We start from the raw sequence: 13,924 nt of genomic DNA on the forward strand, positions 1-13,924 counted from the left end.
TCTAGTTAGTATTCTTTACGACTTGACTGTTTGCTTCTTTTATTTTTATGAAACTATCTAAAGGATCTTTGGTATTCCATACTCCTCCCAAAACTCCTACTCCTTTAAAGCCTAAATCATAGGTTTTTTGCAATGTAGCTTCATTAATTCCTCCCATTCCGATAATGGTATGATTCAGATCATTTACATTAAATCCTTTTCCTTCATAACCTGCTTTAGAAATTGAACCAAAAACAGGACTTAGCAAAACATATTCGAAATCCGCCTTACACCCTACAATATCCTCTTTAGAATGAAAAGAACTTGTAACTGAGAAGCCTTTGTTTTTATATAACTGAATTGTTACCTCCAATGCATCTTCCAAATCTATACGTTCTTGTTCCTGTAAATGTATCCCTCGTAACCCATATTCCTGAGTTAATTCTGGAAACTGATGCGTCATAATTCTATTATGATATTTCGCTTCTATTTGATCCAATAGGGAGCGATATCCATCAATCGTAAAAGTCGGTTTACGAAGATGTAATATTTCTAAACCAGCTTTAAATAATTGATTAATCTGATTGGCTTCGTTAGAAACTGGTTTTTCTGATGTTAATACTATAATCATCTTTTTGGTGTCGATTTTCGGGTATCGGGTATCAGGTTTCGGGTGTCAGGTTTGGAGCTTAGGAAACCAGATAGCTGACAACTGATGCCTATAAATATACTTCGCTTCCTTTTTCTTTAAACTCTTCTGCCTTTTCCTGCATCCCTTCTTCTAGTGCTTTTTGATCATCAATTTCTTTTTGAGCAGCATAGTCACGAACTTCTTGTGATATTTTCATAGAACAAAATTTAGGACCACACATACTACAGAAATGTGCAATTTTTGCTCCTTCTGCCGGTAATGTTTCATCGTGATATTCTCTTGCTCTTTCAGGATCCAACGCTAAATTGAATTGATCTTCCCAACGGAATTCAAATCGAGCTTTACTCAATGCGTCATCCCTATGTTGTGCTCCCGGATGTCCTTTTGCCAAATCAGCAGCATGAGCAGCTAATTTGTAGGTTATTACTCCAATACGTACATCTTCTTTATTGGGTAAGCCTAAATGTTCTTTTGGAGTTACGTAACATAACATCGCTGTCCCATACCAACCGATCATTGCAGCCCCAATTCCTGATGTAATATGGTCGTATCCTGGAGCAATATCTGTTGTTAAAGGTCCTAACGTATAAAAAGGTGCTTCTCCACAAGCTTCTAATTGCTTATCCATATTAGCTTTGATCATATGCATTGGCACATGTCCCGGTCCTTCTATAAAGGTCTGTACATCGTGTTTCCAGGCTATCTTGGTCAATTCACCTAGCGTTTCCAATTCCGCAAATTGTGCCTCATCATTTGCGTCTGCAATAGATCCCGGACGTAGTCCATCTCCCAACGAAAATGCCACATCATAAGATTTCATAATCTCACAGATTTCTTCAAAGTGTGTATAGAGGAAACTTTCTTTATGATGTGCCAAACACCATTTTGCCATAATTGAACCTCCGCGAGAAACAATCCCTGTAACTCTTTTTGCTGTCATTGGGACATATGCTAAGCGAACACCTGCATGTATCGTAAAATAATCTACTCCTTGTTCTGCCTGCTCAATCAAAGTATCTCTGAAAATTTCCCAGGTAAGGTCTTCGGCTTTACCATTTACTTTTTCTAAAGCTTGATAAATAGGAACTGTACCAATCGGTACCGGAGAATTACGAACAATCCATTCTCGTGTTTCATGAATATTCTGCCCTGTAGAAAGGTCCATAATATTATCTGCTCCCCAACGACATGCCCAAACAGCTTTTTCTACTTCTTCTTCTATACTAGAAGTTGTAGCAGAATTACCAATATTCGCATTGATTTTTACCAAAAAGTTCCTTCCTAAAATCATAGGTTCCGCTTCCGGGTGATTTATGTTAGACGGAATTACTGCTCTTCCTCTGGCCACTTCTTCTCGTACAAACTCTGCGGTAATTTTTTTTGGGATACTTGCTCCAAAATCCTGACCGGGATGTTGATTAGCTATTCTGGTCGCTTCTTCAATTTTTTGATTTTCTCGAATAGCAACATATTCCATTTCAGGGGTTATGATTCCTTGCTTCGCATAATACATTTGGGAAACATTCTTTCCCGCTTTTGCTCTCTTAGGCTTTCTTAAATGGTTAAACCTAAGATGATCTAAGCTTGCATCATTCAGACGTTGATTACAATATTCTGAAGAAAAATTATCCAATTCTTCTACATCACCACGATCCAAAATCCATTGCTCTCTAATACGCTCAATCCCTTCCAGCACATTAATTTCTTTGCTCGGATCAGTATATGGCCCACTGGTATCATATACTACTACTGATTCATTGGGTGTTTTCTTACGAGTCATCGAATCTACGGTATCGCTTAACTCTATTTCTCGCATAGCCACTTTAATCTTTGGATGGATATTTCCGTTCACATAGATTTTTTTGGAATTAGGAAACGGAGTTGTGGTAATTTTCCCTTCTTGTGGTGCTGTATCTTTTTTCTTCATAAATATGTCGGTTTAGCTCTTAGTAGCGGTCTAGTTTCTGTTTCATTTATCCTCCTTGAGTAGCTTGTATTATGGTAATATTATCTTGTACTTGAATAAGGGTTTGGCTCCACCTACTTTTGGTAATGATTTCATTATTAATAGCAATAGCAATTCCCTCTTTAGAAACACCTAACTGTTCTAACAGCGATATTATTGAACTATTTTCTGAAACAATTTGCTCTTGATTATTAACGTTTATGGTCATTTTTAAAATTTAAAATCCATAAACTTTAGGTAAAACCTATTTGAGAAGAAAAATCAAATTCTTACGTCTTACATAAGAAATGATATTAACTTTTCCCTTCGTCAGTATTAACTGCATCAGGTTCAAAGGGTATTTCTCAGACTCCTTCTTACGGAGACACCCCTAAAGTTTATTTTATAAAAATACTAAAACCCAGAAAACTATAGTAAGAAATAAAAATTTTCTGGGCTTTAGGATTAAAATTTAAATGTTGCTCCAACCAGGAAGTTAATTCCAGCCTGTGGATAAAACCCAGCTCCCTCTACAGTCGTTACGGTTCCCGGATTAGAAAAATCATCATCAAAAGTGAAGAAATAACCATTTGACACATATTCTACATCAAAAATATTATTCACTAACCCCGTTAATACTATAGATTTAAAAACAGGAATGTTTTTAATTTCATAAACAACATTTAGATCATTGATAAAAAAGCTATCCAGTTTAGACGTTTCACTATCTATATTACCCATATATTGCTCTCCAACAAATTTAGAAAGAAATCCAAGTTGCAGATTTTTAACTGGCTGATAGATAAACATATTTCCTGCTACCACATTTGGTGAGTAAGAGATGTTTGTATTTCCTAAATTCACTAAACTACCGTCTCTGGATGTTACAAAATCCTTGTTCTTATTAGTGCTAATAGCCACATTAGGTTTTACTATAAACTTATCTGTAATAGTGATATCGGCGTCAATTTCAATACCAAGACGATAACTTTCTCCACTAGTTGCTCTTATGGGTGCTCCAACATCATCTAATGCCCCAGTAAGTACTAATTGATCTTTATACCACATATAGTACAGGTTGGCGTTTATAATAGTTCTCTTTTTATTAAATCTCCAACCTAATTCTATATCATTCAGCTTTTCTGCAGTATTGATACCGTTTTCGAAATCACTTCTTCTTGGCTCTCTATTTGCTCGTGCGTAGGACGCATATAACTGATTAGAATTATTGATTTGGTAGGTTGCGCCTAATTTTGGGTTAAAAAAATCATAGTTCTCATCAACTTCCAGAGGAACTCTATCTGAGGTTAATCCAGAAGTCTCATATCCAACAAAACGACCTTGTAAGTCAATAAAGGTACTCCATTTATCATTCACTCTGTAAGTGGTTTTTCCGAAAATAGTGAATTCATTTTTCTTTCCGTTACCGAAATAATAATGATCTCTTATTTCAGATCCTCCAGCATTTTGTGCCCAAATTACCTCTCCGAAATGATCTCCATCATAGAAACTATAAAAAGCACCAAAATCAATATCCAGATTACTGTTTCTATAATTTGCCGTAGCGTTAATCACATAAAAATCATTGTCTAACCATCTGCGACGAACTAAATCAGTAGTATTAATGGTCTCTCCACCTAAAACGATTGGTGTAAAATCATAATCCGCAAAATCTTCATCTTCTTTATATTGTTCAAAAAAGCCTCGGCCATATGTATAGTTAAGACCTACATTAGTAGACCAGTGATTATTATATTTTTGGTTCCAATGTAACTGATAGTGATCCTGCTTATAATTATCTACTTCATTATCATAAAAACGAGTATTTCCATCCTCATCTGTATATTGGCCTGCAGGATTAAATGTACGATCTGTTTCTAAGGTTTCCTGATCTATACCGAACCAAGATTGATAGGTGATTTCATGCCCTCCAAAGGTCACTGCCTTAATCAAAGTATTATCATCTACATATGAACCTTGTAAGAAATAAGACTTTAGATCAGAGGATGCTCTGTCGATATACCCATCGGAAGCAATTGCAGATAAACGACCCGCGATTTCAATATGATCATTCAATAATCCTGTACTAAATTTTAGGTTATGTCTTCTTGTACCGAAAGATCCAAATGAGTTAGAAATTTCTCCGTTTGCTTCTTCAGAAACGGCATCAGTCAATAAATTCAGACTCGCTCCAAACGCCCCAGAACCATTGGTAGAGGTTCCTACTCCTCGCTGAAGTTGTAAATTTTCTATCGAGGAAGCAAAATCCGGTAGGTTTACCCAAAATGTTCCCTGACTTTCTGCATCATTAAATGGGATTCCGTTTAAGGTCACATTCACTCTGGATGCATCGCTACCTCTTACACGAATATAGGTATATCCTACTCCTGCTCCTGCATCAGTAGTAGTAACAACACCCGGTAAATAATTTAATAAAATCGGAATGTCCTGACCCAGATTACGAGTTGCTAATTCCTCTTTTGATACGTTAGAGTGCGTAATTGGAGAATCTGCATCCACACGAACAGATTTCACTAAAACTTCGTCTAATTTTTCGATTCCATCTGCTATGGAATCTTTTTGTTTTTCTTGAGCGGATAACTGAAAGCTCAGGAATAAAATGGTAAGATAAAATAATACGTTTTTCATTCGTAAAAATCATTACGAATAAAAGGGGTAATTATTCTAAGGTTAAAAATTAAATTGATTAAGAAATTGTACTGACTATACAATACTATTCATTTTCCCTATAAAACTAACGGATCTTAAAAAAACCATTCGTTTTTGGTTGTCCCTTGGCAGCATTACCTGCCCAGGTTCATCGGGTATGATCTCAGCTTCTTCTTGAAAAATTGTTTTCAGGATTTCGGCACCCCTTTGAGATTTTGCCGCAAAAATACTACGTTTAATTGATTTATCGTAACTTTATTCGACATAAAAACAATGCTTCGGTTTTTTTGAAGTTAGTATAGTATGAAAAACACAAAACGTTCCATAACGTTAAAGATAATTGCAGGCTATACACTTGCAATTCTATTGGCAATTATCGCTTTCTGGGTTATTTACAGGCAGTTTGGTAATTACTCAGAAATTACCAAAATTAAAAATGATAATAATGAAAAACTGGTACTAGTTGGAGAAGCCATTACTGGTTTATATGAAGCCGAAAGTTTGACTAGAAATATCATTCAAACCTCGGATACTGAAAAATTTGAAGCTTATAAAATAAAGATTGATTCTATAATTACAACAATCGATCAAGTTGGGAAAATGTCTTTTGATAAAGTTCAATCGAATAAAATTGATAGTATCAAAATACTTATTGATAGTAAAAACAAAAACTTCGAAAAGCTTATTTCTATATATGAACAGCGAAAAGAAAAAGGGTTAAAGGAAAATGTAATAGATCAACTTAAAAAGTCGAGTAAAGAATATGGTAATTATCTTGATTTAGATAAACGAATAAAAAATATTAAAAAACAGAATCCAGCTACCAAAAGGCTTGTTAAAAAGTTAATTGACTGGTCTAAAGAAGATAATCAAGAAAGATTGACTAATCAGACATTAGATTCTGTTGCTAATCATTTTTACAAAGTATTAATTGAAGTAGAAGAAAAGGAAAGAAGATATGAGCGCCAAATTACTGCTAGAGAAAACAAATTATTAAAAAACGATCAGATAATTACCCGACAACTACGTGATTTAATGGCTGCCATAGAAGATAGCGAAAGAAAAGAATATGTAGCAAAAATGGAGCGATCTAATAATATCCTTGATAAAACCGCTAATTTCATTATTATCATAACGGCTATTAGTTTATTGATCGCTATCATTTTTCTTTTTTTAATCACAAAGGATGTATCAAAAAGTCAAAAATATAGAAATGAATTAGAGGCAGAAAAAATCTATAAAGAATCTCTTTTAAAAACAAGAGAATCCCTTATCAATACTGTGACACATGATCTTCGTTCTCCCTTAAATACGGTTATTGGATACTCTGATCTACTGGAAAAAACAGGATTAAATAATAAACAAAAACATTATTTAGATCACCTAAAAAAATCATCTGATTATATTCTTCATTTAGTTAATGACCTCTTGGATTTATCCAAACTAGAAGCAGGTAGAATGGTCATCGAAGAATTACCTTTTTCTCCAAAGAAATTAATAGAAAATACCATTAGCAGCATTATTCCTGTTAATGACAATAAGAACTTAGAAATCATCATAAATTCAGACAATGAACTTAACAAGCAATACTTAGGAGATCCATTTAGGATAAAGCAAATACTCACCAATTTACTAAATAACGCCTATAAATTCACAGACTCGGGGTCTATATCTATTGACAGTAAAATCACGCAAAATGGTCTAGCCGAAAAAGAGCTTGTTATTTCTGTTATAGATACAGGTATTGGAATATCCAAAGAACAACAAAAACATATATTCGAAGAATTTTCTCAAGGAGATGATGATACCGAAAAAAAATACGGTGGTTTCGGATTAGGATTGGCTATTACTAAAAAAATAATACAACTTCTCAATGGTAAAATCAAACTCGAAAGTCACCCTGAACAAGGTAGCAACTTTACTTTTTGCATTCCAATTAAGCTTGCCAAAACTCAAATTTATGAAGAGGAAAGTGAACCTATAAAAATTCAACATTTCACTAATAAAAAAGTTCTTATTGTAGATGACGATCATAGCCAATTAGATTTAACCAGCGAAGTGGTATCCTTAATTAGTTTATCCTACGATATTTGTGAAAATGGTTTGGATGCTTTGGAACTATTAAAGAAAAACCAATATGATTTAATTCTTACAGATATTCAAATGCCAAAAATGGACGGTTTTGAACTTTTAAAAACTATTAGAAATAATACTACCTATAAAGATTTACCTGTTATTGCTTTATCAGGTAGAACAGACACTACTACATCAGAATATGAAGAAGCTGGTTTTTCGGGAAGTCTTCGTAAACCATACGCTCCACAAGCCTTAATCGACTTAATAGCTAGTATCTTAAAAATTGATGCTGTTGATCTTGATTACGAAAATTCAATTCCTGAACAGGAAAAAAACGCAAACTATTCTTTAAGCGATTTGATGCTTTTTGCTCAAGGAGATTCTGAATCACTCTATGCTATCTTAGAAACCTTTTGCAATAGTACAATTGACCATGTGAAAGAGCTAAAAATAGCTGTTAACAAACAAGAGATTGAGCAAATTAAAAGATTAGCTCATAAAATGTTACCAATGTTTAAGCAACTAAAAGCCAAAGAAATCGTACCAATTTTAGATACACTGGAGCACCAGGATAATTACGAACTTAACACTAAGGAAATACTTTCACTTACAGAAGAAGGTATCAACAAAATAGAAGATTTGATTGATCAACTAAAAGTCAAAAACTAAAGGCTGATATCGTACTGTTTTAGTTTATTATAAAGTGTTTTTCTATCTATGTCCAGCATTCTAGCTGCTTTTGCTTTATTTCCATTTGCTTTTTCTAAAGCATCCAAAATTAACTCCTGTTCATTTTGGCTCTTAAACAATCCATAAGTTTGTTTGGTATTATGAGAAGCATAAGCAACGTCATTAGGCAGAATATCCAAAGTAATCATATCCTTTTGAGAAAGTAGTACGGATCTTTTTACAATGTTTTTTAATTCTCTTAAGTTTCCGGGCCAATCATATTTTTTAAACGCATCCAACACCTCATCAGCAAAACCTACTACATGTTTGTCCAGTTCTATATTAGACTCTTCAAGAAAATAATTTGCGAATAGCATAAGATCTTCAATTCTATCCTTCAATGGAGGAACTTTTATAGAAAACTCATTCAATCGATGATATAAATCCTCTCTAAACTCTCCTTCTTTTACAGCGTTACTTAAATCTTCATTGGTAGCAGCAATCACTCGTATATCAACTTCTACTTCCTTGTTACTACCAACCGGCTTAATTTTTCGTTCTTGCAACGCTCTTAAGAGTTGAACCTGAAGCTCATAACTAAGATTCCCTATCTCATCTAAAAAGAGCGTCCCACCATTTGCAGCTTCAAAATGTCCTACTTTATCGTTTACTGCTCCTGTAAAAGACCCTTTGATATGACCAAAAAATTCACTTGAAGCGATTTCCTTTGGAATAGCACCACAATCGACCGGCACAAAAGGCTTGTCAGCCCTTTTACTTGCTTTATGGATACTGCTTGCTACATATTCTTTTCCCGTCCCACTATCTCCAATAACCAAAACAGACATGCGAGTAGGAGCGACTAAGGCAACATACTCATTCAGTTTTTTAGAAGCATCGCTGATTCCTTTTACAAAGGAATTATTTGTAGCGGTAATTACCTGGTCTTTTTTTACAGCTTTGCTATCACTTTCTCTAGATTCTTTAACGTCAGTATTTAGCGCCTTTTCGATAATCTGTAGTATTTTATCAGGGTTAAAAGGCTTAGATACGTAGTCAAATGCTCCTTGCTTGATAGCACTAACTGCCATATTGATCTCTGCATAACCAGTCATGATTACTACCTGAGTCTTTGGATTCTTGGCTCTAATATCGTCTAGTAAAGTAATACCATCTCTATCCGGCAATCTTACATCCGTAAGCACAATATCAAATGTATGCTCCTGGATTTGTAAAACAGCTTCATTACCGGAGAATGAAGTAGATACCTCATATCCTTTTTTTTGCAAAAAAGTTTTGAGCATTGTACAAAAGGCTACATCATCTTCAACTATCAGTAATCTGGACATATTGATATCATTTAATTCTAAATGTATTACATAAAATTAAACATTAAAAACATTTAATTCTTCTCTAACATCAAAGAAACGTAAAAAATAAAAAAGAGACCCTTGGGATTGGGTCTCTTTTTAGCACTAAACAACTTTATATCGTCTTTTGGTTGCAAAACGATATCCTTTTCTACCCCTAGATTTAAGATTTGTCGTCTGGCTTTATCCATTCGCCATTAGCGCTTGCAAATACAACTTTTGTGTAGTTATCTTTACCTTTAAGAATAATTTTGTATGTATTATCCTTAGAAATATATGCTTTGTAAATACGTAAGTTTTCAAAATCTTTGGCAGCTGCATCCTGGATTGTCATAGGCAATTCTACGATTTCAATTTCAGTATACTCTTGTAATTCATACTCATAATCCATGAACTCCCATCCATCATTTTCAGCTAACTCATCTTGCGCTACCACTCCTTGAGCCGAAATAATACTAACAACTATAGCGATGATCATTTGTAAATTTTTCATTTGATTATATTGTAAACACTTGTTTTACGAATAAGTATAGAGGAATAATTGTTCCAAAAAATATATTGATTAAAAAAACATTTCAACTACCTGAAATTCAGGTTATTATGTTTTTGTCTTTAAACTAAAAACCTGTAGAAACCTGTAGAATCCACATAAAAGTGTAGAAATTTTACACGTTTTTGCAATCTAAATGCAATTATAACAAGGGGTTTTTTCGATTAGATTTTTTCTGAGCTTGCTTTTTTTTGTTTTCTAGTCGCTTTCTAATAGAAGCTTTGGAAGGTTTAGAAGATTTTCTAGGTTTTGGTATATGGAGAGTAGCTTTTAAAATATCTAAAAATCTACTTATTACCAATTCCTTATTTCTATGTTGACTTCTGGTATCACCACATTGCAGAATCAAATCTCCTGATTTGGTAATTCTTGAAGCTAACTTGTTAGTAATTCGTAATTTTTCATCATCGGTAATACCTTCAGAATTTATTACATTAAAACTCAATTCTATCTTAGACGATACTTTATTTACGTGCTGACCACCGGCACCAGAACTTCTAATACCTTTAAATTTTAACTCATCTATGACAACCGAAACATTCACGAAAAAAGTTTTACCTGATGTGCTGACTTTAATAAATCATTGACGGTTTTTACAGGATTAAATGTTGTGAGTGGCACCTCAACAAAAACACTAATCCAATTAGCCATTGCACCATTCCATAAGCCTGGTAGCTCCAGTGCTTTTAGTACTTGGCCATTCAAGGATTTCGTTGTTATAAAACCTGCATCAGGATCTACAAAATCAAGTAAATTAAATTTATTCCCTTTATAATCACGAACACCACAAACTAAATCTACCGGATTAAAATGAGTCGCGCTTTTTAAAATTTCGCGTTGTCTGTTATCTTTTATATTTATCTGCGGGGCTTCTATAATTTGTAAAACCAATCTTCCATTCTCTTTTTTAATCCAGAAAGGTCCACCACCTGGTTCTCCTTCATTAATTACCATACCACAAACCCTAATCGGTCTGTTTAATGACTCTTTCAGAAATTGAAGCTTATATTTTTCTGAGAATTTATCAAAATCTAAAGGTAATCTTACATTAAGTTGCTGTACCAAAAACTTCTTAATATCCTTAAGTTCAGCTTCTGTAGGAACCTTTTTATCTATAGCGTTTAGTATCCTGTACACTTCATCCTGAATCTCAATTAGTTTTCCTGCTAATACTTTTTTATATCCAGATACCTCATCTTGATATTTACGAACCACAACGTTGTCAATGTTTTTAATATATACAATATCTGAATCAAGGTCATTAAGGTTTTCGATTAACGCCCCGTGTCCTCCGGGTCTAAACAATAATGAACCATCCTCTGTTCTAAAGGGATCATTGTTTTTATCTACGGCAATTGTATCGGTTTCTGGCTTTTGAAATGAATATGTAATTATAAAGTTAGTATTTGTTTTTTCCTCTACCTTTTTCTTTATCCTTTCGAATTCATCCTTAAATGCATCAAGATGCTCTTTAGAAATCGTAAAATGTAATTTAGAATCTCCTGTAACATTTTTGTTATATCCTGCTGCTTCGAACAAATGTTCTTCAAAAGAAGTAGATATACTATTAGAATATTTATGGAAAGGAAGTAAACCTTTTGGATATGCACCAAAATTCAATCCTTTTTCTTTTAGCATCATTTCTATAAAAATATAGAGCTGTCTTCCTTCTGATAAAGATTCAAAATTAGGATAAGAACTCTTTATTTTTTGCATTACTATATCGTAAAAAGGAAATTTTTCTAAGCCTATTAAAAATAGTCGTATTGCAGTTGCCTTTTCATGATTGGTGTAAGAGTTTAAACTTTCTTTTTCATATTCGTAATTATCCAAAAATTTGAATAACTCCTTAAACATTCGTGTCGCGGCTCCCGAGGCGGGTACAAACTTAACCGTATCAAGATTAGAAGATCTTGACTCGTATAACTTGGTCAACTCAGTCTGATAATGCTCAGAGAATTTTAAGACTCCATTATCTAATGTAGCAGCGCTTCTAAGGGCTACAAAAGGAATTTCATTCTTAAATGTCTCAATCTGAGCTAATACTTTTTCTACAGTTAAACCTTTGGATGTTATAAGTTTAATGTCTTTATCAGTAATATTCACTTTAGTTGTTTATTAGTTGGTCAATAATTTCTTTTGCTTTTTTAAAACGAGATGCCGCATCTCCTTTTAAAATACTATAATTACAATTGTTATTATCCAGAGCTTCTTTGAAACGTAAAAACATTTCTTCTCTCTCATTCGGTTTATCTCTCAAGTCATCAGGAACCCAAGGTGTGTCAATATAAGTTAAAAGATACAAATCGTAGGTGTTTTCTAATGAAAATTTATGTATCCTTTCGGGAACAGATCCATTATAATACGCTTCAGAATACACCTTAATCTCAAGCAAATTTGTGTCACAAAACACTATGCTACTCTCCTTATTTGTTATCTCTTTTTCTAGTTTCATTTGCCCTTCTGCAATCGGAAGTAAATCTTCGTAAGCACACACTTCTTTTGTGGTATCCCATTTTTTTTGGAGATACTCTCTCATGTATTCAGGCACCCAAGAAGCATTATAGTATTGTGCTAATTGTTTAGACAAAGTAGTTTTGCCTGTTGATTCTGGTCCAAACAACACTATTCTTATGCAGTCACTGGCATCTTGTCTAAGCTTTTCTTCCATGCTAAATAACCTTGAATTGCTAAAATTGTAAAAATCAAATACTGAAAACTAGAAAAAGTAAATCCTTTATAAAAGTATAAGGGCACAGAAATAATATCTCCAATAATCCAAAAAATCCAATTTTCAATTTTTCTTTTTGCCATCAACCACATCCCAACGAAAAATATCGCTGTAGTCAATGTATCCACATATGCTGTCCAATCATTCCACTTGTCAAACGCCTTGTAAACAAAATAAACAAAAACCAATGTAGCTCCAAAAATGGCTATTTCTGCTATCTTTTCTTTAGCATTTGTTCTGGAAATAGGAGTTGTATGCGTATCATCAACCTTTCTGGTCCATACATACCAGCCGTATATACTCATTATAAAATAATATGCATTGATCATCATATCTCCTAACAATGACCATTTTAGAAGTAAATACACGTAGATCGATGTACTTACCAGACCTGTTGGATACACCCAAATTTTATTAAACCAAGCAAAAAAAACACTCGCTACACCGAATGTAACCGCGATAATTTCTAACGAAATATCCAATGTAGAATACTCGGAATATTGACCAAAGAAAAAATCAAAAATTTGGCTCATAATCACTTCTGTTACTTTTCACCATTTTCATATATACCAAAACGTGCTCCATATCCCCAAAAGCTTTCTTAATTTCTTCTGTGAGAAACGGCATCAACTTATCGTATTCTCCATATACCTGAGTACTTAGAGGATTTTCTAAGACGGTAAATTCAGAAGCTCTCAAATTCTTTATGAATCGAATAATATGTTGTTCGAAATCATTTTGTAATGGTGTAAGTGTTAATTCTATTGATACTTGCATATATATTTATTTGCCACGAATACACGAATGTTTTTTATAACTCTCTATTATTGTTACAAAATTAGCTCTGTATAATATCCGAAAACTAAGTTTTAAATTGTTACAAAACAATCCTTTGATAATCCAATCTTTCAGATTCGAAATTAGCAAGAATTGCTAATTTATTTCCTGAAACTTTTAAATAATTTAAACATTGTGCTATATGAGCTTCATGTGTATATTTTACAGATTTAATTTCCAGAACAATTTTGTCGTAAACCACAAAATCAGCATAAAAATGGTGTTTTAAAACAATATCTTTATAGTTAACATCGTATCGTTTCTCTCTTTCAAAAGGAATTCCTCTTAGATTAAATTCATACTCTAGTGCATCTCCATAAACAATTTCTAAAAATCCTCCTCCTAAATTATTATGTACCTCAAACAAAGCACCTAATACCTCGTAACTTTCTTTTTTATGTATTATATCACCCATAAAATATTCGTGTATTCGTGGCTTAACGAT

Annotated in this window: 13 protein-coding genes and 1 riboswitch; of the genes, 1 reads left to right on the forward strand and 12 read right to left on the reverse strand. The window is 33.4% G+C overall.

The genetic code is table 11. The annotated features are described in order from the left end of the window. Position 1: 1 nt before the first annotated feature. The 4 genes from ACFSR1_RS11325 to ACFSR1_RS11340 form a co-directional block, all read right to left on the reverse strand. Positions 2-610: a thiamine phosphate synthase gene (locus ACFSR1_RS11325; RefSeq protein ID WP_378292529.1), complete on the reverse strand. Its 609-nt coding sequence runs from the start codon at positions 608-610 to the stop codon at positions 2-4. An 88-nt stretch (positions 611-698) separates the two neighbouring features. After that, complete coding sequence (gene thiC, locus ACFSR1_RS11330) at positions 699-2,558, reverse strand: phosphomethylpyrimidine synthase ThiC (protein ID WP_378292531.1); 1,860 nt, start codon at positions 2,556-2,558, stop codon at positions 699-701. A 46-nt stretch (positions 2,559-2,604) separates the two neighbouring features. Then, positions 2,605-2,805, reverse strand: a complete 201-nt coding sequence (gene thiS / locus ACFSR1_RS11335; protein ID WP_378179411.1) for a sulfur carrier protein ThiS — start codon at positions 2,803-2,805, stop codon at positions 2,605-2,607. Positions 2,806-2,881: 76 nt separating this feature from the next. Next, a riboswitch (TPP riboswitch) is annotated at positions 2,882-2,979 on the reverse strand. Between the two features lie 62 nt (positions 2,980-3,041). Continuing rightward, the gene (locus ACFSR1_RS11340) at positions 3,042-5,225 is read right to left on the reverse strand and encodes a TonB-dependent receptor (protein WP_378292533.1); all 2,184 of its coding nucleotides are present in this window, start codon (positions 5,223-5,225) and stop codon (positions 3,042-3,044) included. A gap of 324 nt (positions 5,226-5,549) precedes the next feature. On the opposite strand from ACFSR1_RS11340, the gene ACFSR1_RS11345 reads away from it, so the two are divergent. Continuing rightward, on the forward strand, positions 5,550-7,991 hold the full coding sequence (locus ACFSR1_RS11345; RefSeq protein ID WP_378292534.1) for a hybrid sensor histidine kinase/response regulator: 2,442 nt from the start codon (positions 5,550-5,552) through the stop codon (positions 7,989-7,991). On the opposite strand, the gene ACFSR1_RS11350 is transcribed toward ACFSR1_RS11345, so the two are convergent. From ACFSR1_RS11350 to ACFSR1_RS11385, 8 genes are all read right to left on the reverse strand, one after another. After that, complete coding sequence (locus ACFSR1_RS11350; RefSeq protein WP_378292536.1) at positions 7,988-9,340, reverse strand: sigma-54-dependent transcriptional regulator; 1,353 nt, start codon at positions 9,338-9,340, stop codon at positions 7,988-7,990. The genes ACFSR1_RS11345 and ACFSR1_RS11350 overlap by 4 nt on opposite strands. 184 nt (positions 9,341-9,524) lie before the next feature. Next, entirely contained in the window at positions 9,525-9,854 is a 330-nt protein-coding gene (locus ACFSR1_RS11355) for a hypothetical protein (protein WP_378292538.1), read from the reverse strand. Positions 9,855-10,053: 199 nt separating this feature from the next. Next, positions 10,054-10,455 carry an alternative ribosome rescue aminoacyl-tRNA hydrolase ArfB gene (gene arfB, locus ACFSR1_RS11360; RefSeq protein ID WP_378292540.1) on the reverse strand — a complete coding sequence of 134 codons (402 nt, stop codon included), beginning with the start codon at positions 10,453-10,455 and terminating at the stop codon, positions 10,054-10,056. Next, positions 10,452-12,017, reverse strand: coding sequence for a DUF4301 family protein (locus ACFSR1_RS11365; RefSeq protein ID WP_378292542.1), 1,566 nt, complete (start codon positions 12,015-12,017; stop codon positions 10,452-10,454). Before ACFSR1_RS11365 ends, arfB begins: the two co-directional genes overlap by 4 nt. Before the next feature lies 1 nt (position 12,018). Next, positions 12,019-12,582 carry an AAA family ATPase gene (locus tag ACFSR1_RS11370; protein ID WP_378292544.1) on the reverse strand — a complete coding sequence of 188 codons (564 nt, stop codon included), beginning with the start codon at positions 12,580-12,582 and terminating at the stop codon, positions 12,019-12,021. After that, positions 12,543-13,175 carry a nicotinamide riboside transporter PnuC gene (gene pnuC, locus ACFSR1_RS11375; RefSeq protein WP_378292546.1) on the reverse strand — a complete coding sequence of 211 codons (633 nt, stop codon included), beginning with the start codon at positions 13,173-13,175 and terminating at the stop codon, positions 12,543-12,545. The genes ACFSR1_RS11370 and pnuC overlap by 40 nt, the downstream gene beginning before the upstream one ends. Next, on the reverse strand, positions 13,159-13,419 hold the full coding sequence (locus ACFSR1_RS11380) for a hypothetical protein (protein WP_378292548.1): 261 nt from the start codon (positions 13,417-13,419) through the stop codon (positions 13,159-13,161). The genes pnuC and ACFSR1_RS11380 overlap by 17 nt, the downstream gene beginning before the upstream one ends. Before the next feature lie 100 nt (positions 13,420-13,519). Beyond that, the gene (locus tag ACFSR1_RS11385; RefSeq protein WP_378292550.1) at positions 13,520-13,894 is read right to left on the reverse strand and encodes a GxxExxY protein; all 375 of its coding nucleotides are present in this window, start codon (positions 13,892-13,894) and stop codon (positions 13,520-13,522) included. Between the last annotated feature and the right edge of the window lie 30 nt (positions 13,895-13,924).

This window comes from Aquimarina rubra (assembly GCF_042684305.1).
In the GTDB taxonomy this organism is placed as follows: domain Bacteria; phylum Bacteroidota; class Bacteroidia; order Flavobacteriales; family Flavobacteriaceae; genus Aquimarina; species Aquimarina rubra.

Excerpts from the sequence above, each read along its gene's own strand:
- ACFSR1_RS11355 (WP_378292538.1), bottom strand. The coding sequence starts at position 9,854 with ATGAAAAATTTACAAATGATCATCGCTATAGTTGTTAGTATTATTTCG.
- ACFSR1_RS11350 (WP_378292536.1), bottom strand. The coding sequence starts at position 9,340 with ATGTCCAGATTACTGATAGTTGAAGATGATGTAGCCTTTTGTACAATG.
- ACFSR1_RS11345 (WP_378292534.1), top strand. The coding sequence starts at position 5,550 with ATGAAAAACACAAAACGTTCCATAACGTTAAAGATAATTGCAGGCTAT.
- ACFSR1_RS11370 (WP_378292544.1), bottom strand. The coding sequence starts at position 12,582 with ATGGAAGAAAAGCTTAGACAAGATGCCAGTGACTGCATAAGAATAGTG.
- ACFSR1_RS11325 (WP_378292529.1), bottom strand. The coding sequence starts at position 610 with ATGATTATAGTATTAACATCAGAAAAACCAGTTTCTAACGAAGCCAAT.
- thiC (WP_378292531.1), bottom strand. The coding sequence starts at position 2,558 with ATGAAGAAAAAAGATACAGCACCACAAGAAGGGAAAATTACCACAACT.
- ACFSR1_RS11385 (WP_378292550.1), bottom strand. The coding sequence starts at position 13,894 with ATGGGTGATATAATACATAAAAAAGAAAGTTACGAGGTATTAGGTGCT.
- thiS (WP_378179411.1), bottom strand. The coding sequence starts at position 2,805 with ATGACCATAAACGTTAATAATCAAGAGCAAATTGTTTCAGAAAATAGT.
- ACFSR1_RS11340 (WP_378292533.1), bottom strand. The coding sequence starts at position 5,225 with ATGAAAAACGTATTATTTTATCTTACCATTTTATTCCTGAGCTTTCAG.
- ACFSR1_RS11380 (WP_378292548.1), bottom strand. The coding sequence starts at position 13,419 with ATGCAAGTATCAATAGAATTAACACTTACACCATTACAAAATGATTTC.
- pnuC (WP_378292546.1), bottom strand. The coding sequence starts at position 13,175 with ATGAGCCAAATTTTTGATTTTTTCTTTGGTCAATATTCCGAGTATTCT.